The sequence below is a fragment of the Pseudomonas sp. LS-2 genome (assembly GCF_003605735.1).
In the GTDB taxonomy this organism is placed as follows: Bacteria; Pseudomonadota; Gammaproteobacteria; order Pseudomonadales; family Pseudomonadaceae; genus Aquipseudomonas.
In genome coordinates this window covers 263,089-287,531 of the sequence record NZ_QXTJ01000026.1, presented here as the reverse complement: position 1 = coordinate 287,531, position 24,443 = coordinate 263,089, and the positions used below count along the sequence as shown (strand labels likewise).

The 24,443-nt window shown below is 55.7% G+C and carries 24 protein-coding genes, 1 tRNA gene and 1 pseudogene; 10 read left to right on the top strand and 16 right to left on the bottom strand.

Going from position 1 to position 24,443, the window contains the following annotated elements; genetic code table 11:
* Positions 1–165: 165 nt before the first annotated feature.
* From D3M70_RS16110 to D3M70_RS16100, 3 genes are all read right to left on the bottom strand, one after another.
* Positions 166–642, bottom strand: coding sequence for a hypothetical protein (locus D3M70_RS16110; RefSeq protein WP_120126712.1), 477 nt, complete (start codon positions 640–642; stop codon positions 166–168).
* Positions 643–817: 175 nt separating this feature from the next.
* Positions 818–1,963: a hypothetical protein gene (locus tag D3M70_RS16105; protein WP_133306476.1), complete on the bottom strand. Its 1,146-nt coding sequence runs from the start codon at positions 1,961–1,963 to the stop codon at positions 818–820.
* A gap of 491 nt (positions 1,964–2,454) precedes the next feature.
* Positions 2,455–3,111, bottom strand: a complete 657-nt coding sequence (locus D3M70_RS16100) for a histidine phosphatase family protein (protein ID WP_120126844.1) — start codon at positions 3,109–3,111, stop codon at positions 2,455–2,457.
* 141 nt (positions 3,112–3,252) lie between these two features.
* Between D3M70_RS16100 and D3M70_RS16095 the strand changes: the two genes are divergently transcribed.
* The 4 genes and pseudogenes from D3M70_RS16095 to D3M70_RS16080 all read left to right on the top strand — a co-directional run bounded on the left by D3M70_RS16095 (position 3,253) and on the right by D3M70_RS16080 (position 5,993).
* Positions 3,253–3,555: a nucleotidyltransferase family protein gene (locus tag D3M70_RS16095; protein ID WP_120126843.1), complete on the top strand. Its 303-nt coding sequence runs from the start codon at positions 3,253–3,255 to the stop codon at positions 3,553–3,555.
* Positions 3,556–3,728: 173 nt separating this feature from the next.
* Positions 3,729–3,998: pseudogene (locus tag D3M70_RS16090) on the top strand (hypothetical protein); the annotation flags it as partial.
* Between the two features lie 122 nt (positions 3,999–4,120).
* Positions 4,121–5,290, top strand: a complete 1,170-nt coding sequence (locus D3M70_RS16085; protein WP_120126709.1) for a restriction endonuclease — start codon at positions 4,121–4,123, stop codon at positions 5,288–5,290.
* Positions 5,291–5,453: 163 nt separating this feature from the next.
* Positions 5,454–5,993 carry a hypothetical protein gene (locus D3M70_RS16080; RefSeq protein WP_120126708.1) on the top strand — a complete coding sequence of 180 codons (540 nt, stop codon included), beginning with the start codon at positions 5,454–5,456 and terminating at the stop codon, positions 5,991–5,993.
* A 411-nt stretch (positions 5,994–6,404) separates the two neighbouring features.
* Here D3M70_RS16080 and D3M70_RS16075 read toward each other — a convergent pair whose 3' ends face one another.
* Positions 6,405–6,878 (bottom strand): transcriptional regulator, encoded by a 474-nt coding sequence (locus D3M70_RS16075; RefSeq protein ID WP_120126707.1) that lies wholly within the window; start codon positions 6,876–6,878, stop codon positions 6,405–6,407.
* Positions 6,879–7,239: 361 nt separating this feature from the next.
* Here D3M70_RS16075 and D3M70_RS16070 point away from each other — a divergent pair, with 361 nt between their 5' ends.
* Together D3M70_RS16070 and D3M70_RS16065 are read left to right on the top strand one after the other, a co-directional pair.
* Positions 7,240–7,800 (top strand): hypothetical protein, encoded by a 561-nt coding sequence (locus D3M70_RS16070; RefSeq protein WP_165869817.1) that lies wholly within the window; start codon positions 7,240–7,242, stop codon positions 7,798–7,800.
* Positions 7,801–7,810: 10 nt separating this feature from the next.
* A complete protein-coding gene (locus tag D3M70_RS16065) occupies positions 7,811–8,770 on the top strand; it encodes a hypothetical protein (RefSeq protein WP_120126706.1) in 960 nt (319 codons plus the stop codon).
* Between the two features lie 83 nt (positions 8,771–8,853).
* On the opposite strand, the gene D3M70_RS16060 is transcribed toward D3M70_RS16065, so the two are convergent.
* Positions 8,854–9,801 (bottom strand): site-specific integrase, encoded by a 948-nt coding sequence (locus tag D3M70_RS16060; RefSeq protein WP_120126705.1) that lies wholly within the window; start codon positions 9,799–9,801, stop codon positions 8,854–8,856.
* A 179-nt stretch (positions 9,802–9,980) separates the two neighbouring features.
* On the opposite strand from D3M70_RS16060, the gene D3M70_RS16055 reads away from it, so the two are divergent.
* Both D3M70_RS16055 and D3M70_RS31725 read left to right on the top strand, forming a co-directional pair.
* Positions 9,981–11,051 carry a DNA-binding protein gene (locus D3M70_RS16055; RefSeq protein WP_120126704.1) on the top strand — a complete coding sequence of 357 codons (1,071 nt, stop codon included), beginning with the start codon at positions 9,981–9,983 and terminating at the stop codon, positions 11,049–11,051.
* Positions 11,048–11,248 carry a hypothetical protein gene (locus tag D3M70_RS31725; protein WP_133306475.1) on the top strand — a complete coding sequence of 67 codons (201 nt, stop codon included), beginning with the start codon at positions 11,048–11,050 and terminating at the stop codon, positions 11,246–11,248. Before D3M70_RS16055 ends, D3M70_RS31725 begins: the two co-directional genes overlap by 4 nt.
* Here the strand turns inward: D3M70_RS31725 and D3M70_RS16050 are convergent.
* Together D3M70_RS16050 and D3M70_RS32005 are read right to left on the bottom strand one after the other, a co-directional pair.
* A complete protein-coding gene (locus tag D3M70_RS16050; RefSeq protein ID WP_120126703.1) occupies positions 11,213–11,623 on the bottom strand; it encodes a helix-turn-helix domain-containing protein in 411 nt (136 codons plus the stop codon). The genes D3M70_RS31725 and D3M70_RS16050 overlap by 36 nt on opposite strands.
* A gap of 270 nt (positions 11,624–11,893) precedes the next feature.
* Positions 11,894–12,127, bottom strand: a complete 234-nt coding sequence (locus tag D3M70_RS32005) for a hypothetical protein (protein ID WP_165869816.1) — start codon at positions 12,125–12,127, stop codon at positions 11,894–11,896.
* Positions 12,128–12,830: 703 nt separating this feature from the next.
* On the opposite strand from D3M70_RS32005, the gene D3M70_RS16040 reads away from it, so the two are divergent.
* A complete protein-coding gene (locus tag D3M70_RS16040) occupies positions 12,831–14,552 on the top strand; it encodes an RNA-directed DNA polymerase (protein WP_120126702.1) in 1,722 nt (573 codons plus the stop codon).
* A gap of 194 nt (positions 14,553–14,746) precedes the next feature.
* Here the strand turns inward: D3M70_RS16040 and D3M70_RS16035 are convergent, their stop codons facing one another.
* Together D3M70_RS16035 and D3M70_RS16030 are read right to left on the bottom strand one after the other, a co-directional pair.
* Positions 14,747–15,301, bottom strand: coding sequence for a DUF262 domain-containing protein (locus D3M70_RS16035; protein WP_120126701.1), 555 nt, complete (start codon positions 15,299–15,301; stop codon positions 14,747–14,749).
* A gap of 180 nt (positions 15,302–15,481) precedes the next feature.
* Positions 15,482–16,858, bottom strand: coding sequence for a recombinase (locus D3M70_RS16030; RefSeq protein WP_120126700.1), 1,377 nt, complete (start codon positions 16,856–16,858; stop codon positions 15,482–15,484).
* Between the two features lie 73 nt (positions 16,859–16,931).
* Between D3M70_RS16030 and D3M70_RS16025 the strand changes: the two genes are divergently transcribed.
* A tRNA-Leu gene (locus D3M70_RS16025) sits at positions 16,932–17,016 on the top strand.
* 478 nt (positions 17,017–17,494) lie between these two features.
* Here D3M70_RS16025 and D3M70_RS16020 read toward each other — a convergent pair.
* From D3M70_RS16020 to modA, 7 genes are all read right to left on the bottom strand, one after another.
* Complete coding sequence (locus tag D3M70_RS16020) at positions 17,495–17,731, bottom strand: hypothetical protein (protein ID WP_305955087.1); 237 nt, start codon at positions 17,729–17,731, stop codon at positions 17,495–17,497.
* Between the two features lie 107 nt (positions 17,732–17,838).
* Positions 17,839–20,520 carry an excinuclease ABC subunit UvrA gene (locus D3M70_RS16015; protein WP_177418428.1) on the bottom strand — a complete coding sequence of 894 codons (2,682 nt, stop codon included), beginning with the start codon at positions 20,518–20,520 and terminating at the stop codon, positions 17,839–17,841.
* Positions 20,521–20,554: 34 nt separating this feature from the next.
* Positions 20,555–20,722 carry a hypothetical protein gene (locus D3M70_RS32000; protein WP_165869815.1) on the bottom strand — a complete coding sequence of 56 codons (168 nt, stop codon included), beginning with the start codon at positions 20,720–20,722 and terminating at the stop codon, positions 20,555–20,557.
* Positions 20,719–21,777: a DNA topoisomerase IB gene (locus tag D3M70_RS16010; protein WP_120126699.1), complete on the bottom strand. Its 1,059-nt coding sequence runs from the start codon at positions 21,775–21,777 to the stop codon at positions 20,719–20,721. Before D3M70_RS16010 ends, D3M70_RS32000 begins: the two co-directional genes overlap by 4 nt.
* 110 nt (positions 21,778–21,887) lie before the next feature.
* Entirely contained in the window at positions 21,888–22,976 is a 1,089-nt protein-coding gene (gene modC, locus D3M70_RS16005) for a molybdenum ABC transporter ATP-binding protein (protein WP_120126698.1), read from the bottom strand.
* A 7-nt stretch (positions 22,977–22,983) separates the two neighbouring features.
* On the bottom strand, positions 22,984–23,664 hold the full coding sequence (modB, locus tag D3M70_RS16000) for a molybdate ABC transporter permease subunit (protein ID WP_120126697.1): 681 nt from the start codon (positions 23,662–23,664) through the stop codon (positions 22,984–22,986).
* Entirely contained in the window at positions 23,665–24,432 is a 768-nt protein-coding gene (modA, locus tag D3M70_RS15995) for a molybdate ABC transporter substrate-binding protein (RefSeq protein WP_120126696.1), read from the bottom strand.
* Positions 24,433–24,443 lie beyond the last annotated feature (11 nt).

The following is a 24,443-nucleotide window of genomic DNA, read 5'->3' as shown; positions in this document are numbered from 1 at the left end:
TCCACATTCATCTGATGGGTATCGCTGGGGCAGTGCCGCAGGGTTTGTGAGCAAAAGCGCGTGAGGATGGAAGCCCGCAGGGCAAAGACGCCGTTTGGCGGCTTGGTTCACGACAGCCGTGCCGGAGGCCACGCCCAACAGCTTAGAGTCTGAATCGCTGCGACCTTATTGGTACACGCTTTGACGCTTGAGCCAGTGACTAAGCCGCTGCTGTTCGGTGTACTCAAGCTTGCTTAGCGACGACTCGAGCATTCGTACGACAGTGGTGTGATCCTCATGCGCTGGAAACCAGTCTGCGAGCTCGACATTGCAATGCTCATTTTGACCAATTGCCCAGGCCGTAACCATGTCAGCAGCGGCACGGAAATGGTCTGCCATGTAGATCGCCGAATCGAGATGCCAACCACGTTTTGCGAGTTCTTCGCGGGCATCAAGCACACCAGTGGTACCAAAAAGAAACGAGGTATCGGGGTAGTGAATCCCTGCCAACGAGACTTTCACTTGCCCACCGTCCCTGTCCCAGTAACCCAAGACATGCCACCCACCAGTGGTCGATCCCGGCCATGGAAAATTTATCGCTGCTTTTCCGGTGATGTAGTGAGCTTCAGTGACCCTGGTAAGGTCGAGATCGAAGTTCGCCAACAGCTTGCTCCCGAATGATTGGATGTCAAGAAACGGCTGGCTCGGACAAGCGGAGCGCGCAGACGCGAGGGTGTCTGCCCCTAAGGCCGAGACGCCGGTAGGCGACTTGGCTTACGACAGCCGTGCTCGAAGTGCTGCCCCCTCAGCATTCCTAGACATAAACCTCCACCCGATCTCACTCAATGCGTTCATAACCATAGGTGTCCGAAAAAATGTCTACCGTGCTGCACAAATAGTTACTTACCAGTGTTTGGAAGAACCTAGATTCTTCTTTATACGACAGAGTGACCCTGACGAGGTGGGAGCTGGACACAGTGGTGGTTGCATTGGGATGTATAGCTTTAATCCTTGGCTTGGCGAGTGACGCGGTGGTGCTTGCACGGAAGGTATTGTACCTGCTTAACGCTTTTTCCATCTCTTGGAGTTGGAACGTATGAAAATTGGCGTGTCTAACCATCAGCGCTTTGATTTGATCGGGATTTCCACCTTCGCCTCTTAATTTGTTGATCGCTATGTCGTTATTTAAGGCGGTGAACATTAGGGTGCGAATTCGGCCAAACACGGCAGTTACTGGCATGTTGCGTCCCGGATTGTTTTTGCTTGCGGGATATTCGTGGCTGTCGTCTCTGACTTTCCAGTAAAATGATCCCGCACCATAGGCATCTCTTGCCCATGGAAATTTTTTCTGTAGTTTGCGCATCACTCCAGGATAAACGGTGCTCCAAACGCCACTAACCGCCGGCCCTCGATCTTCGGTAAATAGTGATTCGACATGTATCGTTTCGCACCGCCCCAGAGCGACCATTTCCTCTATGCGATGACGGTATTGTGGCTTTACAGACTTGCCTTGGTTGTCGACGATCAACAGAAAGAAGCATTTATCCAAGCCCTCACTTTGAAAGGCATCAAATATCTCGCAAATTGCTCTGCCAGACACTACCGTGTCGACAAAGATAAACTTCTCACTCGGCATGTTTCTTGGGTTTACATAGGACGGCCAATGACCTTTGACTAATTGTTCGACAATGCATCTATATGTTTGTAGGTAAGGACTGGTGTTATTTCGCCTAATAATAGCGGCTAGCACTTTAGTCCAAAATAGTCTGATAGCAGAGGATGTCTGACATGTCGTATCCGGGTCTGCAGAGAACGGTAGGGTCAGTTCGCGATGTATAGGCGACGAAAGCTGCTCACTCTTCGCGGCCCACCGGGCATCAAAATCTTTATAGCTCCGGATCTCTAGCTCCCATAGTGTCTGAGCTAAATCTAGGATTGGATAGGCTCCCCGGCTGGGAACCACAATCGAGTCATACCCATCCATAAAAAGGACTCGATAATGGGTATTGATCTCTCGTGCTGCCTCTGCGTAGCTCTTGAGGTGTTGGTGCGAAAACACGGTTTGCCAAGCTGACGCCATATCCCTGCCTGTTCTGAGATCTGATCCATAATTTGCGAATATAGCGATTCGCCATGGAGTTTTACAACTGATCAAACCCTATTCGCGAGCAAGATACGTCTGAGATGCACAGTATTGAGCATCAGCGGCAATTACCCGTGATTTGGACAAGATGCCTGCGCCTTGGATTGAAATTCTTTCCATGAATCGCTGCTATTCGCATCTGCTGATGCCGCGTACGTGTCACGGCAGTGCCATCAAAAGCGTCGTCATCTGAGTCCTGCACGCAGGATGTTGCTCAGAGTGACTGCTCGGATCGAAGGTAGGTTAGGTGGCTGGGTCAGCTTGGCAAGCGGAGCGCGCAGACGCCAGGATGTCTGCCCGCAGGGCCAAGACGCCCTCAGGGGCGGCTTTGTTTACGACAGCCGTGCTCGAAGAGCCGCGCCCTGAACACCTCTTGGCATCAGTCTCCAACCGTCATCACTCTGTTCATACATGAGTTGGTATCCGCCGCAATTCTCCACGTGATTCGCGATCTCGTACTCTCTCCAATCAGTCATCGCTTGGCTGTCGATCTCCGTAGGCTGTCGCTCGATCAACCAGGCCACGGCACTGATGAACTGCCCATGCGAGAAAACCACGATGTCCCTCGACGGATTGGCCGCAAGCCGCTCCAGGAACGCCTGTGCCCGCGCTACGAACTCAAGGTATGATTCTGCTCCATCACCGTCTTCAAACGAGGGATTGGCCTGGTTCCAATACTCCTGCACCCAGTCCCGCCGCTGAGCCACTGAAGTGTTTATGCACCTTGCCGGCTCCAGGTACGTGAACTCCTGAATGGCCCAAGTTTCCATGGGGACAGACGGGAATGCGCTCGCCGTGAACTGGGCGGTGGCCAGAGCGCGAGCAAACGGCGAAGTGACGATCAAGTCTGGAGCTGTGGCGAATGAATGGGCGACTCGGCGAGCCTGATCAACGCCGTGCTCAGTGAGGGGTATGCTTGCGTGATCCTGAGTAGCGGCACCGGCGTTTGCTGCACTTTCACCATGGCGGATTAGCCTGACCAACTTCATCATTTGCCATATTCTCAGAAAGGCTGGGAGAGGGCCGACCTGTGCGAAAACTCGCTTCCAGTGCTGGGCGGCAGGCTAGATCCTAACATCCTCAATGCCAATGTTGGCCGGGTGCCTCAGGGACTCACAAAAGGCAAAATCATGAAACCGTCTCACGCGATCCACGGCAAAACTAGAGAGATCAAGTTGCTCATTGAGTCTTATGGATTCGTGTCCCCGGCCATATTCGGATCAGCAGCAAGAGGAAATGACGAGGAGGGTAGTGACCTCGATATCCTGGCGAGCATCCCTGCCGGCATGCGAGGCACAATCTCACTATTCGACATCCAGCATTTCCAAGAGGCGTTGGAAGCCCTGACAGGAGTGGCTGTCGATTTCAACGTAGAGAACGCCATGCCAGATCATTTGAGACCCTTCATAGAGAGTGAGATGGTATTGCTGTAGCACGGGGTATCGCTGGGCTTTCCTCGTCTAGACTGACTTTGTCATTCACTGAGAAACCCGCCATGCAGCAGTCACCCTATGCACAGTACCGATCCATTCTGGTGGACGATTCTTACGGAACAGCATGCCGGCTTCAGGAGTTCGTTCTCCATCAACAAGACGGCGATCAATANATCTACACCGAGCTCAGAGAGTGGGTATGGCAGCACGGCCTGGACTCCGCATTCAAAGAGGTAGTTCGGATTATCATTGCCAAGCGACAGGAAGAGGCCCAAGCGAATTTTGATGAACTGACCTGGCTTCGGCACATGTCACCCGAAGATTTCCAAACTGAGTCCGGTGAGACGCCGGTTGAGGGCCATCGACGCGCAATCGCGACCTGTGAGATGTGGCAAAAGCGATATGCCGAGAAAGGGTTTGTGGCTTGCGCGGATATGAGTTGAGTTGGTGTCGCCAGCGCTCTTCCCAAGTGGGGTTCGAATACCCAGCGCTACGCAAATAGACGATAGTGTGGCACTACGCTATCTTCCCAGGCCTGGATACCTGCGACCAAGGAAGGACAGCCGTGATCTACCAGTGCAATTCTTGCCACCGAACAACCTTCGAGACTGTTTGTCCTCGGTGCAATCCCGGGGTCGTCGCTTCAACCGTGCAAGCTGGCGAGCAACGGCTGACACCGCTTGATCCGTCTTTCTATCCTGACTTCCAGTACCAATCTAAGGGTTTCCTGAAGGACATCTTGGGCAAGAAAAAAGAGCAGGCACAGTTGAACGACCTGCTCAATAACGTCCTTCGCAAATACGCGGAACTGAAGACGCCGTATTTCACCAACTTCATCCATACCTCTCGTGACACTGCTGGTGATGGAGGAGATGAGGCCGCTGTTCCCGGTGCAAGAATGGACGGCGTGTACACTGAGCGTGAGCTCTTCAGAGAGGTCTTAATTCGTAGAGGCTTCGACGAGCTTGAACAGCTTCCAACACTGCTAGACAAGCTATTGCTGACCACAGCTTTCAACTCGGCGTATGCAGGTTTTGCAAGGGAGGTCACCCGCCACATCAGACCAGACCTCGCGGGCACGCTGCGTTCTTGGATCGAAGAGGCGGGCACGTCTTTCAGGGCCGACCTGGCACTGTTCTTTTTCTACGTTTGGGAAAATGACATCGACTTTCCCGAGATACAGTTCAACCCCCAAGCCGCATCCACCGCTGGCCAACCCTTGGTGCCGCTGCTGAATTTTCGTTCTGCCCTTGGCCACTGCGAATCGATCTACTTCGACATATTGGTTGAGCGCCTTGGCAGCCAGCTCGAACACTTCAATCCTAACCGGTTCATCACAATGTATCTGGTCGATGCCACGGATGGATTCCAGTTCGAAGCCTTCCTGGTAGAGATCTTCCAGACCATTGGGTACGACGTTAAAGGCACGCAGAAGACTGCTGATCAGGGTGCTGATCTGTTTGTCAGCCGCTTCGGCAAAACCATGGTGATCCAGGCAAAGAACTACACCAACTCGGTGGGTAATTCTGCTGTCCAGCAAGCGATCTCTGCCAAAGCGTTCTACGGCTGCGATGACGCCATGGTCGTAACTAACTCTTGGTTCACCAAGTCAGCCAAGGAGCTCGCCACGACTGCGAACGTTCGCCTGGTTGATCGTGAAGGCCTCCAGACGTACTTGGATGACTACAACCAGAAGCTAATCGAAATATTCCAGGCCGAAGCTGAGGAGGCTTGAAGGTACAGCTAGGACGCAAGCAACTGATCGTACCGTCAGCAGGATCCAGAGATTGGCTTCAGACATCGCCGGGCTCCAGCCGGGCTACTTTGGAAAAGATGCCGCTACGCACGAAGAAATGACGAACCGTTTATAAAAATAAGAAAAAATGAAAGGCGAACCCATGAACTTGTCACACCAAGATACAACGCAAGCAACCTCGTCGAGATTCACCCGTGAATTCGATTGCTGGCGCGGGCTAGCGGATAGCGAAAAATATCCGTTCACTGTAGAGGTGCTGCCGTCGGGCAGAATCAGGTTGGGGCTCGACATCCTTGAATTTGGGGTGAGCCCGGCTGTTGCACTCGCACTATCGCATTGCCTGAACGATGCGCTGGCGATCCAGATCATGGACGACAACCAGTTCATCCTGGAGGAGCAACAGAGGTTGTTGACGGTAAGTTATCCCTGCCAAAAGAACAGGGCAATGCAGTACAAGGCGGAGAGTGAGATTGAGATCACTGACGCGAGCCCTGAATTATTTGGAAATTCAAACCATGGGGCGACCCAGGTCGTCGTCAGCACTATTCCTGGCGGCGGATATGAGTTCGACTTTGGATTCACGTGTTTTTCGTTTTCGGCCCAAGATGCCATTTGGTTGTGCGATACGTTGCGCGAGGCTTGTGGTCTTGCCGAAAACCAAAGCTTTGAAGCTCACGCCTAACACGTCAAACGCCTTGGGCTGGAGTCATGGTCAGTCTCAGCATCCGCGCTGAACATCATCGGCAGGACGCCCAAATGTTGATGGCTGCCACGGCCTTGGAGCGCGCTGCAAGGCACTGGAAGACGGTCATACATTTTGGCTAATTGGGAGTTCGGCCACCAAAGCAAGCCGAGCGCGCAGGCCGCAGGCCGAAGGTGAGAGGATGGAAGCCCAACGGGCTGAGACAGCGAGAATCGCTGGCTCAGTTCACGACAGCCGTCCCCTGATAAGGGGCGAACCAAACATTGCCTGCTACCAGTCTCACTTTGTCTGACTTTAGGCGGCCGAAGCAGACCTAAGCGATCGGTGCCACGACAATTTAACCTTCTTTAGTGACGTCCTAAATGACAAGCCACTTTTGCTCACTGTAGATCATCCTTTCAACCAGTATCGCCGCACGGTCGTCACTGCCAGCCCGAGCTGCTTCGCAGTCTCGCTTGGGGACATACCTTTACCTTTGCACTCAAGGACAGATGCAAGCCTCTCAGAGTTGACCTGTGCTCCAGCCGGCTTCGATATCAGCTTTCCATCATCAAACATCTGGGCGAAGGAGGCTTCATTTACGCCGAGTATTTCCAGTTGGCGAAGCTCATCCTTGATCTCAATCAACCTTTCGGAGGGAGTGACGGCTGTACCAAGACTGGAGGAGAGAATCAGCAGCGAAGCTGGGCTCACGTTCAACACGTTAGCTATAGCTTCGATGGTTTCGAGCTTAGGATCAGTTCTGCCTGCTTCGAGATTGTTCATGTGCCTAGGGTCGATCGCACCAGCGAACTCATCCACGCCTAGCTTGCGTGCCTTGCGCACTAGACGCAAAACCGCCGCGAGCGAATCCCTGTTTGGCATTTTCTATCCCCAAAACAGAGGATAGAGCCACACAGGTTAAAACCACTCCATGAAATACAGTTCCTGAAATGGTTGATTCGCTGTGGCGTTTTGATATTGTGTCGCTGCTTCAAGGACGGTTCGTGGCGACAGGTCGCTTCGCGAACGTAGTAGTCGAGAGAAAGGACGTATTCCCGTGCTTGTAAAACCTGACATCGCCCCTGGTTAGCAACCGGGCTAACGGCTAAAGCACTGTCACCGGCAGGGCCTGGGCAGTTTAGACCCGTCATTCCAAAACAACGATCTCGCTAAAGCGCAGTTGACCAATCTGCGCTTTGAATCTGTTCGCGTGCAATTTGAGTGCAAATTTTAAGGAAGTGTTATGAAGTTTGATTGTTTGAAGGTGTCGGGAAAGCTCGATTTTGTGCACGTTGTCCAGCCAATGAAGGGCGGCTACAAGACAACGATCAGTATCGATGGTGTGAAAATTCCAAACGTACAGCTAACCAGTAAGTTCTACGAAGAGTTGGATGCCGGCGAGAACGTGACCCTTTATGGACTCTTCAAGAACTCCAGCAAGAAAGAAAAGAACGACGGTGTGCTTTACGGCTTGAAAAAAGCGAGCGGCGAAAGAATGTTCGCCACACATTTCCGCTTTGTGGTGCCAATGATGCTCACCGTTTACGCCGCGTTGGCGTTTTGTTTGGTTTTCGTCTTGGGCTGGATGGCGTCAACTGTTCCTGTTGTATGGCTATATGGCAAGGAAGACATCAACGGATTCATCTACCACACGACTGTGTTCGCGCTCGTCGAGGCTTGCCTAGCAGCCGGCTTTTTTCTGTGGCGCGCCTGGTTAATGGTCAGTGTTACGAATGATCCAGAGAGCTGGAACGTCATGTCGCCGGCAGCGCTTTCGACCCGTTTTTCTAAATTTCACAAGTAGAAGCACTCACATGAAGATGATTACTAGCAAACCAGCGACTAATAGTATTCTGCTCGCCACAGTGGCCGCGTTGGGTATCTCATTGTTGTCCGGGTGCGGACAAGAGTCCGTACCCGCGCCCAAGGTTGATGCGAGAACTGAGAAGCAGAAGAAAGCAGACGCAATCTATAATCCGACGCCAGAACAGAAGGCCCAGCAAGCGGCAGAGCGCCAAGCTCGCATTGATGCGGATTTGCCCCGCCGTATCGATTTTTCAGATCCCGGATCCGCTGAGGATTCGAAGTACTTGGACATCGGAGAGACGTTTGTCGCGTACAAGGTGTACAACGCGAAAAAAGCATGGGATGAAACGCCAGAAGACATCGCGAAAAGCACGCTGATCTTGCAAGCCACGAACGGAGTGGATCCTAGGATTTCGGCCATTGGCAATAAGCTATGGCACGCTCGGGACGCGTTCGAGAAATCAGATCTTCAGAAAGAGCAGGCAGCGATTGTCACTGAGATTTCTCAGCCTTACCACGAGACTCAATTGGTCAAAGTGTCTCTGCCGAGCAATGTCGCAGGCCTTGAATCATATGACTTTAACCAGAAAGGATTCCCGGTTGCCGAGGTGCTGTTCACGGATAAGCTTTCGTTCACGGAAACCGACAGCAAAAACCAGCAATACGGGAATTCCAAATCCGTAAAGCCAGTCAAAGCCTACCTGTCTAACACGCCGTCCGACTATAAAATCGGATTCACCGGCGCTGCTGATAAGACGCTGATCAAAGTTGAAGACGAGCAGTTGGCGCGCAAGATCGAAGCTGCACGTCAGCATGCCGACGTAGTTTTTTATGGCTACATCGAAAGCGTTCAGCGCAGGCGCTTGGCAGGCAACGACCAGAAAGAGCGCTTTGTGATGATTCACATGCAGAAAATTGAGATCAAAGATGCGAAGACGAACGAGGTTCTGATCTCGACCTCCATCTAGTAGGCCGCCATCGGCGAACTGAAGAGGGAGCACATACCGCTCCCTCGTATGGCAATGGGGCTTTCAGAAGGCACGTAACCTACTCAGCTTTCGCCCGACAAGGTCACCACAGGTTCAACTGCAAGGCCACCGAATGAGGTGCTGCCGTCCACGTACTTCAGCGCAGACTTCATGTCTCGCCAGCCGACGTAACTCATCAAACTTTTGATGTCCCACCCATTGGCGGCGGCCCAACTCGCAAAGCCACGTCTGAGCGAATGACTGCTGTACGTATCTGCTGGAACGCCAGCTCTTTCTAGGATTGTTCGCAGGAGCTCAATGGTGCTACTGGGATTCAGCCCGTCACTCCCCAGGTTCCCCCAGCGATCGATTTTTCGAAACACTGGCCCTGCCGCTAAGCCGGCCACGGTGATCCAGTCGATGTAGGCGTTCACAGGACACAGTCGTTTCAATGCCGGCGTGTGGAACGTCGTGCCCTGGTGCTGACGGTCGCCCTTGGTGTACGGCAGATAGAACGTGATGCGACTCCCGGCTTCCGCCTGAGTGTGCTCAACCTGCAGCCTGGCAAGCTCATCACTTCGAAAGCCTCGCCAGAAGCCAATCAGGAGGAGGGCGGCATCGCGTCGACAGCGCATTAGGGTTTTGTGATCACCCGACTCAATCGCTCTCCCGGCCTCAGCATCCAGCCATCCTACCGCAGTCTCTAGATGCCGAAGCTGCAAGGGGGCTGCTTGCTTCTGCTGCGCCGGATGTAGAACACGAATTCCTTTCAGCACCTGGCGCACCTGGGGCGACTTGGTGGGGTCTGGAAATCCCTGAGTGATGTGCCATTGGGCAAGTGCAGCCAAGCGCTGCTTCAGAGTGCTCAGCGCATGGAACTCCGCGTACTCGGCGAGGTAGCGCACGATCGAGTCCCCGGTCGCCGGCAAAAAGCCTCCCCAGGTCACTTCAAAGTGCTCGACAGCTGCCCGGTAGCTTTTCCGGGTGTTCTCTCGCGTACCTGCCTTTAGATACTGCTCAGCCTTGTTCATCGCTCGTTCCCGCCGATTCGTACTACCTCATTAGGTCATTTTCCGACTTTTGAGCCCATAACACAAAATAAAGCCCTATTACTTTGGCTCAGAAAAGCCTTCAAACCCCTTCGCTTTTTATCGTTCCGTAACACATAATTACGGGATACGTATCACACTACGAAATAGTAGGAACGGTCATGGCTCGGGGCGGTATCAACAAGGCAGTGGTTCAGAAAGCGCGTGACGCCCTACGGGCGCGTGGCATGTACCCAAGCATCGACGCGGTTCGGGTTGAGCTCGGGAATACCGGCTCCAAATCAACGATCCAGCGATACTTGAAAGAAATCGAGACGGCCGACCCGCGCCCAGCGGCAGCCCCGGATCGCCTGAGTGATGAGCTCACGAATATGGTTGGCGTTCTTCTAGAGCGGCTGCTGGAGGAGGGCAATGCGGCGCTGGCTCATGAGCGCAAGATTCATGAAGGAAAGATCTCGGCGCTGGAAGAACGTATCGGTAGCCTCGAAGAGACGTTGGCTCAAAGAGACCACGACATAGCCGGGAGGGATGCTGCGCTTCAGGAGCAGGCTCAAGAACTACAGATCAGTCAGTCATCCCTACAGGCTGAGCTAACGCGCAATGCCCGCATTAGCCAGAGCTGTTCTGACCTTGAGTTACGAGTGCAGGAGAAAGACGAGCAGGTTAAGTCGCTGGAGGAAAAGCACACGCATTCCCGCGACGCGCTGGAGCACTACCGGAGCGCAGTAAAAGAACAGCGTGAGCAGGATCAGCGCAGGCATGAATCCCAGCTCCAACAGATCCAGGGAGAACTTCGTCTGGTACGTGAAACCCTCGCGGTCAAACAGGATGAGCTCACTCGACTGAACAGGGATAACGAGCGATTGCTGGCCGAGTCACGCCAACAGACGAAGACGTCACATGCCCAGAACGACCTGGTTGAAGCGCTCAAAGCACAGGTACAGGCACTGACTCTTGCGGATGCAAAAGCGGTAGCGATGGCAGAGCATCACCAGGCACAAGTCGTAGAACTTCGCGCGGAGGTCAAGAGCCTCAACATCGCTGACGCCCAGGCGGGAGTGCGTGAAGCAAACTTGCGCCAGCAGTTGGCTGATCTGCAATCCAAGCTGGGAGGAGGGACGGTCGAAAAGGATGACCAAAGTAAGTCACTGGCCGCTAAAGTCGCTGCAGATACTCAAGGCACTACAAAACCAAGAACTTCATCCTCTAGCCGAAGAGGAAAAAAGTCGTGAAACCTCTGAACGTATCTTCTGAATCTGAACAAGGCATGCAGTGGGCGCATGCGCAGATCAGCCAAATGGCAGCCGCCGGCAGGCTTGATCAGGCATTGAGCCGCAAGACCGGCCACACTGCTGACGGTGCAAGAAGGACGGCAGCTGCCGGCGCGAAAACTTCAGTCCGCGAAACAAAACTCAGCCTGGCGGGATGAGCCTACTGTCCCCGGGTAACCCGGTTTGTTGCGGATCGACCTTGGTTTGACCGTTCGCTGTGCTTCCAGCGGCGCACCCAGATCGCTCAGTGCACCTGCATTCGCCAGCCCGATCAGCTCACCCTCGACCCGTTTGACGAGGGACATAATCGACTGGCCACTTTCTGCGGCTACGGTCAACGCCACCAGCGTCAGTGGACTCACGCTTAGAGGGTCACTCAAGGAGGTGATCATTTCCAGTGTAGGGCTGCATTGCCCCCGCTCTAGCTTGGAGATGTATGTCCGACTGCTAACTTCCGCGAGGTTTTTCTGTGAAAGCCCTCGTGTAGCTCGCATCGATTTGAGCACCGCAGCGAAGGCTGTTTTGAGTGACATAAAAAGCGTTCCTTGGGGTTCTTTTTCTTCGTCAAACTGCTGAGCCCGGCCTCTGGTGAGTAACTGGACAGACAGGGAGCCTACCCCTCTACGCTGCCTAGTACCACCTATGTATAAACGATCCGGGGCCACGCGCTAGACGCACTATGGGCAAGCGGAGCGCGCAGGCGTGAGGATCGCTGTCCGAAGGGCCGCGACGCTGGCGGCGCGGTTCACGAGAGCCGACCCAACGGGCACGCCCAAATCAACGGGCCTGAGGGTCAACAACATTCAACCAAGCAAACGCCTAAGCAGCCCTGCAACTTGGCTACCTTCAGGCGTGGCGCACAGCTCATCCACCTTGGCGTTTCGACGTTCTTTGGCGTTAAGACTCAACCCGTGCACAGCGTTTATCAGCCGGTCATGCCCCTCGACGCCTTCTAGAATTTCCTGCCACATCGAGTTGTTCATTTTCACAGACAACGCCAGTTCTGCCGCCATATCGAGCATGAGGATTCGCGTCATACGCGTCGATCAGCATCCTTTCGTGATTACCCTGAACGCTGAAGAACCAGGGCTCACCGAAAAGCTTCAAGCCATCCCAAACACCGGCACCGCGATCAATAAGGTCGCCCACTGCGATGAGCCGATCTTTCGCTAGGCGCAACCAATGCGCGCAGGCCACGATTTAGATCATTTGTCTTGAAGTGAATGTCGTCTACAACAAAGTCACGGCCGTGAGCGTTTTTGGGGAGCTGAAGTATTAGGGAGGTCATAGAGAAGGCTTGTCTCCGGTGAGGTTTCCGGTACATCCGTAGCCACGTTATTTTCCGCTTCGCAACTGTGGCAGTAGAGGTAAATGACCCCGAAAATGAACAGTCCGTAATGACCCTAAAACGGCACATTAAGGCTGATTTCCAGGGTTAAAGTGCCTAATTCGGGACATTGCGAATGCTCCAAATCCGCGCAGATTTGAGACCCGCCATCACGATCGCAGAGCTTTTTGCCCGATCATCGAAGGGCAGGGGAGGTGGTCAGCATCCGGGCAACTCCCTAGCTACCCTTGCTGACCTATTGCCGTGCTTGGGGCTAAACCCACGTGGTGCCACTGGCGGGTTTTGAGACAGCGAGTCAACGAGATTTTGGGGTAATAGGGGGTGCTCATAGCCGCCGATTGAGTGATGATAAAAACACCTCCGCACATTTTCCTCCGCTTCACAGGAACGCTATGCAGCTAAAGGATTTGCTTTCCAAAGGGTATTTCCCGATTCAACTTCCCGTAGGCTTCAGTACCAAGCAAATGGCGGAAAACATTGGGCAGCTCGTAGCAGCTTGGGACGAAGCTTTGGAAAGAAGGAAACCCATATTGTCCCAGGCCGAAAGGTTTTCCGTAGCAAGGTCGTCATATAGCAGGCGCATCACCTCGATCCCCAATCCAGTCAATTTTTATGGTTTGGCGAAGGATATCTGCGAGTACTGGCCTCAGATCCAAGATCATTTCAGTAAAAGTGAAATCTCCCGCAGCATTCCAGGCGTGGAGGGCGGTTTGAGAGCGATTTCGCTCACAAAATTCACCGACCTCTACGAGGAGCGCGTGCGGCAATCGGCCGGGGCACGGTACGCATTGGTGACGGACGTATCGAGTTATTTCCCCACCGTCTACACGCACACCATTCCATGGGCGTTGCATACCAAAGCTGTGGCAAAGGTTCACAGGGCTAAGACTGGGGAGTTCTTCGGCAACATCCTGGATCACCGGTGCATGGGAACGCAGGACGGCCAAACCATAGGCCTACCTATTGGGCCCGATACGTCTCATATCATCGCCGAGATCATCGGGGTCGCAATTGACGACGCCATTCGAACGGGATTGGGTGGCTGGCCCAAAGGGTTCCGTTATGTAGATGACTTCACGTTCTTCTTCAACACGCGTGAGCAGGCTGAGAAAGCGCTCGCCGTCATCATCAAGTGCGTCAGCGCCTTTGAACTGCAGATCAATGCCTCCAAAACGAAGATTGTCGAGGTACGCGAACTCGTACAGGAATCTTGGAAATACAGCCTAAAAAAGCTCAGTCTTGCCGCGAACAAACGCCAGCAGAAGGATGACATCCACCATTATTTCGAGGTGCTCTTCTCCTTGGAGTCGAGATTCAAGGATGAGAGCCTCGTCAAATATGGGTTAAAGCAGTTGTCATCGTACATCATCAAGAAATCCAACTGGCCCATTGCCGAGGCTTACCTTCTCAAATGTGGGTATGGCTTTCCCAACACCTTGCAGGTGATTACTCAGATCCTCACGACCTACCATCGACATGACTACCCATTGAACATGGGCGCGCTGAGGGACTTCTGCAGAAACCTCCTAGGATCAGCTTCGGCAGCGAATCACCACAGTGAGACGGCTTGGCTGCTATGGCTGTGCAAGGAGCTCAATATCCGTCTGGATTCCTCGGTGATTCAACAGGTGATCCAGATGGAAAGCTCGGTTTGCTCACTGATTGCGCTAGATCTGAATCAGTCGGGATTGGTGGACGGGAAGATCGAGCTTGCCCCCCTTACGGTACTCGCTACCGGTCAGGCCCTGACTGGGAATAATTGGTTGCTCGCTTATGAAGGTGGCCGCCGGCATTGGCTTGCCAACGAAACCGAAGCCTTCATTCAAGAAGATCCCTGCTTCGAGGCACTGCTAAATGCAGGAGTCGGATTCTACAACGCGGAGGCGAGGCTCCCAGCCCTATTTCAGCAGAAGCAGGACGCCCCGGCTGATATCGATTTCGACTCCGACAAGGAAATCGAGAACGCCTTCGACTTTGACGATATGGATGAGGAGTATTTTGACTCCATCTCCCAGGACGATGATGAGGATGACGGGGAGCTGGTTGGTGCACAGCAGCTGGAAGCTAACTTGGGAGATCTTGCGGTAGACCCGGAGGCGCCAGACGACTGGTGACGGTGTATTCATTCCTGTGGGGCGCTTCAGCGAGTGGTGAAGTGTGCAAGTCGTCATGACTCGCCTTCAACGGCAAGCGGAGCGCGAAGGCCAAGGGCCGTAGACTCGAGGATCGAAGCCGAACGGGCCGCGACGCCGGCGGAAGCCGGTGACGCGGTTTACGACAGCCCCCCCCGAAGGGGCGAGCCCAAAGATCAGCAGTTGCTTCCAGTTGCTGCACGCTGATCTTCAGAATGCGGCGTACCACCGAAAGCCCGCAGATCATAAATCTGGCGCAGAGCTCTCTCATCTCCAGAATGCACACGAGCCTGGGTGAAAGTCATCCCAAGGAACCGCCGACGCTCGTTGTAGCCGAGTTCCGACCACAGCCTGACCTGTCCGGACGCGTCTGGCACTCCGAAGCGCCCCAAAAGGTAGCCTTCAAGCGCAGTGAGACGCTGCTGGCCGTCAAGCAAGACTTCGCTATTGAGCACATATGCACCTTGATCATCGAACTCGTACCAGCCGTTGACAAGATAAGACCCGAGATCCCCACCCATCCAGACAGAAGTGATAAACCGAACCTGCTGTTCTTCTGTCCAAACTGGAGGCCGCTGCCATGTCGCCAGCGGATGCCCCATTGCAAACCGCGTTGCCCAAGGATATTGGGCTTTGACGCCTCCAGGATCAGCTGAATACTTTTCGAGGTTTGCGGCAAGCATGTCCACTTGGAACTTAAAAACCTGCACCACAAGCTTCTGTTGAGGCATACAAACAGTTGATTCGTCTGCGCCGCTGTGCCGCAGAAATACTACGTATGGTGCCGTCATTTGAGTCTCACAAGTAAGCTATAAACAAGGTTAGGGGGAGCGATTGACCACCCAACTATAGGTGCGCCCCGACTCGCAGTAGCATGGTGCTATTTCGGAATATCGGAAAAATAGAAGGCATTAGATGCTTACGAAGAGTGTGTCCATCGAGCGAGTATCGAGGGTCTCAAGTGTGCTCAGCAATCCCCGACATACAACGTCTTTCGCAAGGCCAGCGCTGGCAAGAATTTCAGTCTCAATCTGTGAGGTGGCTTTCCTGATCTCCGATAAGTAGGCTGTTTTATAACCATCGGTTACGTCTACTGTTTGGCCGTGGCCACCATGGTTGCAGAGCACTTTGATATGAAATGCACTCACTCCGGCACGCTCGGCTGTGGACATGAAACTCGCGCGACCGATTTTACGTGGCAAATGGCTTCCTACAGATGCCGAGACCCTAGTGAGGAAGTCTCTAACGCTAGACTCACTCATCGTCTCTTGATGTACGCCGGGGAAAACATATTCCCCCGTAGTATGCTTCATCGAGTAAAGTAACTGGCAGTACGCAGTGTCGTTAAGCACTAGGTGAAACTCCTTTCCGTTTTTAAGTGTCGTTTTTGAACCGGAGGAACCTTTCTTTGGAAACACTACGGCCCTGGTTTTATGGCATACGAACGCTCTCTTAATTTTGGAGATTTCCCCCGGTCTAACGCCAGAAAAAAGCATGAAGAGAACTGCCGCTGAAACAGGTTTAAAAGATGTAGGCACTTCACGGAGTGGTTGCGTATCAGCCACTTCAATGCAGCCTTTGATAAAGTCATTCAGTTTGTTGGGGTTAATTCTGACTTTGTCACGGTTGTTATCATGCCATTGCTTCGTATATTTCATAATGTCAACCGGGTTGTATTTGAAAATCGAGTGGCCGTCTTCATTTTTATAAAGGGCGATTGAAAAAGAAAAGATCCCGCGCAGAAGTCCGACAGCTTTGTTAGCAGACCTTTCTCTCGGAGCTGTAAGCTCTCCATTTTTTCGCAATACCGGCTCAGTAATTTCGGCGTGCAGGTCGAGCACGTCTTCTGATGTAATGCTAGAGAGAGCCCTTGAGCCATATCTAGCTTTAATGTAGTTCGTGTAGGTTAAGTTGTAGTCCTCAATAGTTCTCGACGATAGTTTTTTCTTCCTTTTCAGCATATTGTCGAATGCCATATCAACCGTGATGGCTTCTCGCTTAGCTTTTGTAGCTTCTGCGATAAGGATTGCATCCATATTTGCGTAGACCTTCAGGGCGGTCTCGCGGATCAGCGGAAGTTTGGTAGACTTAGCGTTAAAAAATTCTAGCTTTTTGCGTTTATCCTTGCCTTTGATTTTTCTGATTACATAAAAGGTTTTCCCGCCAGCCCTGGTGACTCGAAGAGCTAGTCCCTTGGTTTCTGTGTCATATACCAGAATATCTGACTTCTCAGGCGGACAAACGATTGCCTCCAAAGCAGCTTTTGTGAAGTTAATTTTCAATGCCATGGAAGGGATCCTTATGATCTTAACCTGTTGATTTCATCTGTCTTTTCGTGTTTAATCCGACGCCTGCCACACCGCTCCGATGGTGAAATTGGTATACACAGCGCACTTAAAATGCGCCGCCGCAAGGCGTGCCGGTTCGACTCCGGCTCGGAGCACCATCTCTTCCCACCTTCCCTTGCCAGTTTTTCTCCACTCGAACGTCATCTGCGTCTGAAGAGTTCGGGATAAAATCCGTCCATCTTCTGAACCTTTGTTGGCCAATTTTCTGTGAGCTGCGTCGGTAGCTCTTGGGAGCCGCTCGGTAGCTGCTACTGAAAGCCGCTTACCTCTGCCGCCCTCAGCGCTCAGCTTTCGGCAACGGTAGAAGCCTAGAAAAATATGACTCTAACCTTCTGATTTTCATAGTTTTTAAGCCCAAAAACACGTCCAAAAGCTTTCTTAAGCTCTCAGCTGCTTTTCGCTGCCGATGTGGGGCAAGATGACTTAAAATCCGTCGTCCGAAAGGATGTGCCGGTTCGACTCCGGCTCGGGGCACCATTCAGATCAGCCGCTTACGGAGCAATCCGAAGCGGCTGTGTCGTTTCTGGACTTGCGCCATCCTGAAACTTTTTCCGCAACTCCCAGGCAGCATCGACACTACTTTCCTTCCGTTTTCTCGCCTGTCGAGGTCGCTGCTTCCTTTTTCAGCGACTCGGTTTCAGCACCCGCATTCGCGCCGGACGCTTCTTCTCCCTTTTTATTCGCTTTTTCCTCGTTGGACTCGGCTGGTTGGGCGCTGTTGTCCACGGGCAGTGCGGTTTTTGGATCGGTGTCGCCCGCTGTTGCGTAAAGCGGGCAGGTCGAAAGCAGGCCTGTGAAGGCAAGGGTAGTCATTAGCCTGTTCATGGTCAGGATCTCGTTGTGGGCGGTATCGCGTTGGAGGCGCGGCGCCTGGAAAGGTGCGAAGCACGGGACGGACGGACGCCAACGGCGCTGTCGCGTCACACGCTTCTCCCGGTGAGGACGCTGCGCAAGAACGGCGCCGTCCGGCTGGCCTTTGTCTTTGCGACCTTTTCTGGCGTTCCACTGGCGACAATGTTCCCGCCTTGATCGCCTGCACCGGGTCCGATATCGATCACCCAATCACTCTGGGCAACCACGCGCATTTCATGTTCGACGACGATCACGCTGTGGCCATTGTCCACCAGGGCGTTGAGTTGTTTGAGCAGCCTGTCGACGTCGCTGGGGTGCAGCCCCGTGGTGGGCTCATCGAGCACGTACAGCGTCGCACCCCGTTGATTGCGTTGCAGCTCGGTGGCAAGTTTGATGCGCTGCGCTTCGCCCCCGGACAGCTCGGTCGCGGGCTGGCCGAGGCGCAGATAACCCAGGCCGATGTCGCGCAGAACGGTCAGCGATCTGAGGATGGCCGGTTGTTCGGCGAATACGTCGACAGCCTGCTCCACGGTCAGTTGCAGCACCTGCGCGATGTTCAGGTTTTGCCACTGGATAGCCAGGGTGTCCGGGTTGTATCGGGCGCCATGGCAGGTTGGGCAGGGCGCATAGACGCTGGGCATGAACAGCAGTTCGACGCTGACGAATCCTTCGCCTTCGCAGACCTGGCATCGACCTTTGGCCACGTTGAAGGAGAATTGTCCCGCATCGTATCCCGCCGCTTGAGCATCGGCTGTGCCGGCGAACAGTTTGCGTACGTTGTCGAACAGGCCGGTGTAGGTCGCAAGGTTCGAGCGCGGCGTTCGGCCGATGGGCTTCTGGTCCACCTGCACCAGTCGTTTGATCGCTTCCAGCCCGCCGGCGATGCGCCCGCCGGTGATTTGCGGCGCGTCATCTTCGAGGCTGGGCTCTTCCTGTTCGCTGCTGCTGGCGGGACGGCCGAGTCCTGCGCCGACCAGTTCCAGCAACGCCTGGCTGACCAGGCTGGATTTGCCAGAGCCGGAGATACCGGTGACCGAAGTGAAGCAGCCAAGGGGGAATTCGGCGCTTAGCTGATCGAGGTTGTTGCGGGTGATGCCTTCCAGGCGTAGCCAGCCCTGGGCGGTTCGGCGCGAGGTGCGCAATTCGCTGTGGTCGGCGAACAGGTGCAGGCGGGTCTGGGACTCGTCGATGTCTGCCAGCCCCTGTGGCGGGCCGCTGTATAACACCTGTCCCCCATGCTCTCCAGCGGCAGGACCCACGTCGATCAGCCAGTCGGCTCGGCGCATGGTTTCCAGGTCGTGCTCGACCACGAACAAGGAATTGCCGGAGGCTTTGAGTTGTTGCAGCGCCGTGAACAACGCCTCGCTGTCGGCGGGGTGCAGACCGGCGGAGGGTTCGTCCAGCACGTAGATCACGCCGAACAACTGTGAGCCGAGTTGCGTTGCCAGTCGCAGGCGCTGAAGTTCGCCAGATGACAGAGTGGGTGTGCTGCGCTCAAGAGCCAGATAGCCCAAACCCAGGTCGGTGAGGGTGCTGACCCGCGCCAGCAGGTCCTGAGCAATGCGTTGCGCGGCTAGGCGTTTTTCGATGGACAGATTCGGCGTTGCGCGCACATCAGGCGCGGCATCGTGTGCCGCGCCGCCAGCCTGCACACGCTTGTTGCGTGCCTTGGCGATTTGCTGGCGATCAAGTGTGTCGTTGCCGGGCGCGACGTCGAATACACCGTCGGCCACCGGGCGCAGCACCTCTGCCAGGCGCAGCAGCGGCATCTGCGACAACTCGCCGATGTCCAGCCCGGCGAAGGTGACCGACAGCGCTTCGCGTTTCAGCCGTTTGCCGTCGCACAGCGGGCACGGGCTGCCGCGCATGAACTGCGACACGCGTTTCTTCATTAGCGCGCTTTGTGAGTGGGTGAAGGTGTGCAGAACGTAACGACGGGCGCCGATGAAGGTGCCCTGATAGCTGGGTTCGAGTTTGCGCTTGAGGGCGATGCGTGTCTCTGCGGGCGTAAGCCCCGCGTACACCGGTGCGGTGGGCTGCTCTTCGGTGAACAGAATCCAGTCTCGCTGTTTTTTCGGCAGATCGCGCCAAGGAATGTCGACGTCATAACCCAGAGTGACGAGGATGTCGCGCTGGTTTTGGCCCTGCCAGGCCAACGGCCAGGAAGCCACCGCTCGTTGGCGAATGGTCAGCGAGTCGTCGGGCACCATCAGTTCTTCCGGCACGTCGTACACTCGCCCAAGACCGTGGCATTCCGGGCATGCGCCCTGGGGCAGGTTGGGCGAGAAATCCTCGGCGTACAGCATGGGCTGCCCGGCAGGGTAGTTGCCGGCGCGGGAGTAGAGCATGCGGATCAGGCTGGACAGGGTCGTTACGCTGCCCACGGATGACCGTGTGCTGGGCGTGCCGCGTTGTTGCTGAAGGGCCACGGCGGGCGGCAGGCCTTCGATGGAGTCGACATCGGGCACCCCGACCTGATCGATCAGGCGGCGGGCGTAGGGCGCTACTGATTCGAAGTAGCGACGCTGGGCCTCGGCGTAGAGCGTCGAAAAGGCCAAGGACGATTTACCCGATCCCGACACGCCAGTGAAGACCACCAGCGCGTCGCGGGGAATGTCCACGTCGACATCTTTCAGGTTGTGTTCGCGAGCGCCCCGCACACGCACGAAACCGGGTTGGTCCGGAGCAACGGTGAAGGAAACGGTGGGACGGGCGTCGGCGTCGTCTGGCAAGTGTGGCGCTGTGGTCATGAATGGGCCTTGGACAGATGGCGATGACCGGAGCTTAGCCGGCATCGGGGACTTTGGGGGTGTGTCCGGCGTCATCGTGTTCGCCACCGGTCAACGGCTCTTCCTTGCGCGTTTCATCGGTGCGCTCGCGATCATCGGCGACGTCGGCGGGTCTGGCGTCCGGGTCATTGATTTTCTCGCCGGGCGTGTGGGCTGATTTCATGGTTTTTCTCCTGTGGTTTCACATAACGCTTCGGCTGCCTGCAAGCCCCGCAGAAACCCCGCAAGCGCTGCTTCTTCGAGCCGCAGCCCCTTGCGTTGGCGCGAGCGTGGCAGTTTAGCCAGTTCGCCGATGAGGAAGGCTTCCAGCACGGCGGGGTGGATGTAGCATTTGCGGCAGACGGCGGGGGTGTTGCCCAGCAGGCGGGCCACCTCTTTGACCATCGTGACGATGTGCTTTTTGGCGTCTGCCTGCGGTTCCCAGTCCAGCTTGCGCAGGGTGGCCAAGGCCATCGCGCTGCCAGCCCAGGTGCGGTAATCCTTGGCGGTGAAGTCAGCGCCAGTCAGGTCGTGCAGGTAGTGATTGATGTCCGATGAGCTGACTGTGTGGCGTTTGCCCTCTTCGTCCAGATACTGGAACAGGTTTTGGCCGGGCAGTTCCATGCAGCGCTTGATGATATTTGCCAGGCGCCGGTCTGTGACGCTGACCTGGTGTTCGACGCCGCTCTTGCCGCGAAACTGGAAGAGAATCTTGCTGCCGTGCACGTCGACATGCTTATTGCGCAGGGTGGTCAGCCCATAGGAGCGATTGTCCCGCGCGTACTGGCTGTTGCCGATGCGGATCAAGGTCTGGTCAAGCAGCGACACCACGGCCGCCATGACTTTTTCCCGGCCCATGCCTGGCGTCGCCAGTTGCGCTTCGAGCTGTTTTCGCACCTTGGGCAATGCCATGCCGAAGGCGATCATTCGCGAGTATTTGTTCTCGTCGCGAATCTCCCGCCAGCGCGGGTGGTAGCGATACTGCTTTCGGCCTCGGGCGTCTCTTCCCGTCGCTTGCAAATGGCCTTTCGGGTCGGCGCAAATCCACACATCGGTGTAGGCCGGGGGAATGACCAGCGCGTTGATGCGTTTGATCTCGGCCTCGTCACGAATGCGCTCGCCTTGCGTGTCGAAGTAGGCGAATTTGCCGCGCAAGATCTTGCGCGTGAAGCCGGGCTGGCTGTCATCGACGTAATGCAGGTCCTTTGGCAGGTCCTCGCTGAGAGTGGTGTCCGGCATAAGCGGCAATCCTGAGTGCTGGTCTTTGGATTGACCGTTGCACCTCGCAGTCGTGCCGACTATTTACTCAATCGCTTGCTCACCCGGTTGCGCCACCGCGCATGGCGGACTCACGCGAGCAGCGCCACCGATTTGATCTGTGCCCACAGCCGCTGGCCCGGATGCAGGTTCAGCTGATCCCGCGAGTAACGGGTGATTCGCGCCAACAATGGCGTGCCTTGGGCGTCCAGGCGTACGAGGACGTGGGCGGCGTTGTCGGCGGGCACTTCTTCGACGACGGTGACGGGCAGCCGATTGAGGATGCTACTCTGATCCTCCGGCGCCAGATTGAGGCTGACGTCGCGGGCCTGAACCTTGAAGCGCAGCGGTTTGCCCGGTTCCAGCGGCGAGTGGGCGACGCGAATGCACAGGTCGCTCCGGGGCAGGCGCACCGTGACCAGATGGTAGGCGGCATCAAACGCGCTCACCGAGCCTTCTATCACCACGCCCGCGTCATCGCCCATTGCCAACGGCAGGTCCAGCCGCGCCAACGTCTCGCCGATCGGTCCGCTCGCCAGCGCTTTGCCGTCGCTGAGCAACACCAGATGATCGGCCAGGCGTGCGACTTCATCCTGAGCGTGGCTGACGTAGAGCATGGGGATCTCGAGTTCGTCATGCAGACGTTCCAGATACGGCAGGATTTCGCTCTTGCGGCGGGTGTCCAGCGCCGCGAGCGGTTCGTCGAGCAGTAACAGTCGAGGGCTGGTCAACAGGGCGCGGGCGATGCCGACGCGCTGGCGTTCGCCGCCCGAGAGTTTATCCGGCTGGCGCTGCAGCAGGTGATCGATGCCCAGCAGCGTGGTGGCTTGATCGAACTGCACGCGACGGTCTTTGGCAGAAATGCGCCTAAGCCCGAATTCCAGATTGGCCTTGACCGTGAGGTGGGGGAACAGACTGGCTTCCTGAAACACGTAGCCAAGCGAGCGCTTGTGGGGGGCGAGAAAAATCCCGTTGGCGCTGTCCTGCCAGACTTCACCGTTGATGCGAATCAGCGCGTTCGATGCCTTTTCCAGTCCGGCGATGCAGCGCAAGCAGGTGGTCTTGCCGGAACCGGAGTGGCCGTACAACGCAGAGACGCCGCGCCCCGGCAGCGACAGGTCGACATTCACGGAAAAGTTGGGGAAGTCCACGTTCAGGCGAACGTCAATCGATGAGGTCATGGTTCAGTCAGCTCCAGGCCGCTTTGGTCTTGCCGCTGGAGTAGAGCGCCAACAGAACCAGAAAGGAGAATACCAGCATCGCCCCGGCCAGCCAGTGGGCCTGGGCGTATTCCATGGACTCGACGTGGTTGTAGATCTGCGTCGACACCAGGCGGGTTTTCTCGGGGATGTTGCCGCCGATCATCAGCACCACGCCGAACTCGCCGACCGTGTGGGCAAACCCCAGGATGGCGCCGGTAATGAAGCCGGGACGCGCCAGCGGCAGCACCACTGAGAAGAAGGTGTCCCACGGATTGGCGCGTAACGTGGCCGCCACTTCCAGCGGGCGCGGGCCGATTGCCACGAAGGCGTTTTGCAGCGGCTGAACCACGAACGGCATGGAATAGAGCACCGAGCCGATCACAAGCCCGGTGAAGCTGAACGTCAGGGTGCCCAGCCCCAGGCTCTGGGTGAGTTGGCCGAGTGCACCGTTGGGTCCCATCAAGAGCAAGAGGTAGAAGCCGATGACGGTTGGTGGCAATACCAGCGGCAATGCCACCACCGCGCCCACCGGCCCCTTGAGCCAGGAGCGGGTGCGTGCCAGCCAGAGGGCGATGGGCGTGCCGACGATCAGCAGGATCACCGTGGTCAACGACGCCAGTTTCAGCGTCAGCCAGATCGCTGCGAGGTCGGCACTGTCCAGCGCCATTTACAGCTCATACCCGTAGGATTTGATCACGGCTGCCGCTTTCGGCCCCTTGAGGTATTCCATCAGCGCTTTGGCCGCCGGATTGTCCTTGCCTTTGTTGAGGATCACCGCGTCCTGCTTGATCGGTTCATGCAGATCGGCCGGAACGATCCACGCCGAGCCACTCGTCTGCTTGCCATCCTTGAACACCTGGGACAGCGCGACAAAACCCAGCTCGGCGTTGCCGGTCTGCACGAACTGGTACGCCTGAGCGATGCTCTGACCCTCGACGATCCTGGCTTTGGTGGCGTCGGTCAGGCCCAGTTTGTCGAGTGTTTGCGTGGCTGCCAGGCCGTAGGGCGCAGCTTTCGGATTGGCGATGGAGAGGTGTTGATACTGGTTCCCTTTGAGCACCTGGCCCTTGTCATCGACGTAGCCTTCCTTGGCCGACCACAGCGCCAGGGTGCCAACGGCGTAGGTGAAGCGCGAGCCTTTGACCGTTTCGTTCTCGCTCTCAAGCTTGGCCGGGGTGGTCTCATCGGCGGCAAGGAACACTTCGAATGGCGCGCCATTCTTGATCTGGGTGTAGAACTGCCCCGTCGCGCCGAACGAAGCGACCAGCTTGTGCCCGGTGTCCTTTTCGAAATCCCTGGCGATGGCCTGAATCGGTGCGGTGAAGTTGGCGGCGACAGCCACCTGGACTTCGTCGGCCAATGCACTGCCGGCCGAGAGGGCGGCGACAGCGATCGTCAGGGATTTCAGGGTAACGAGAAGGGGCGTAGCGCGCATGAAACGGCTCC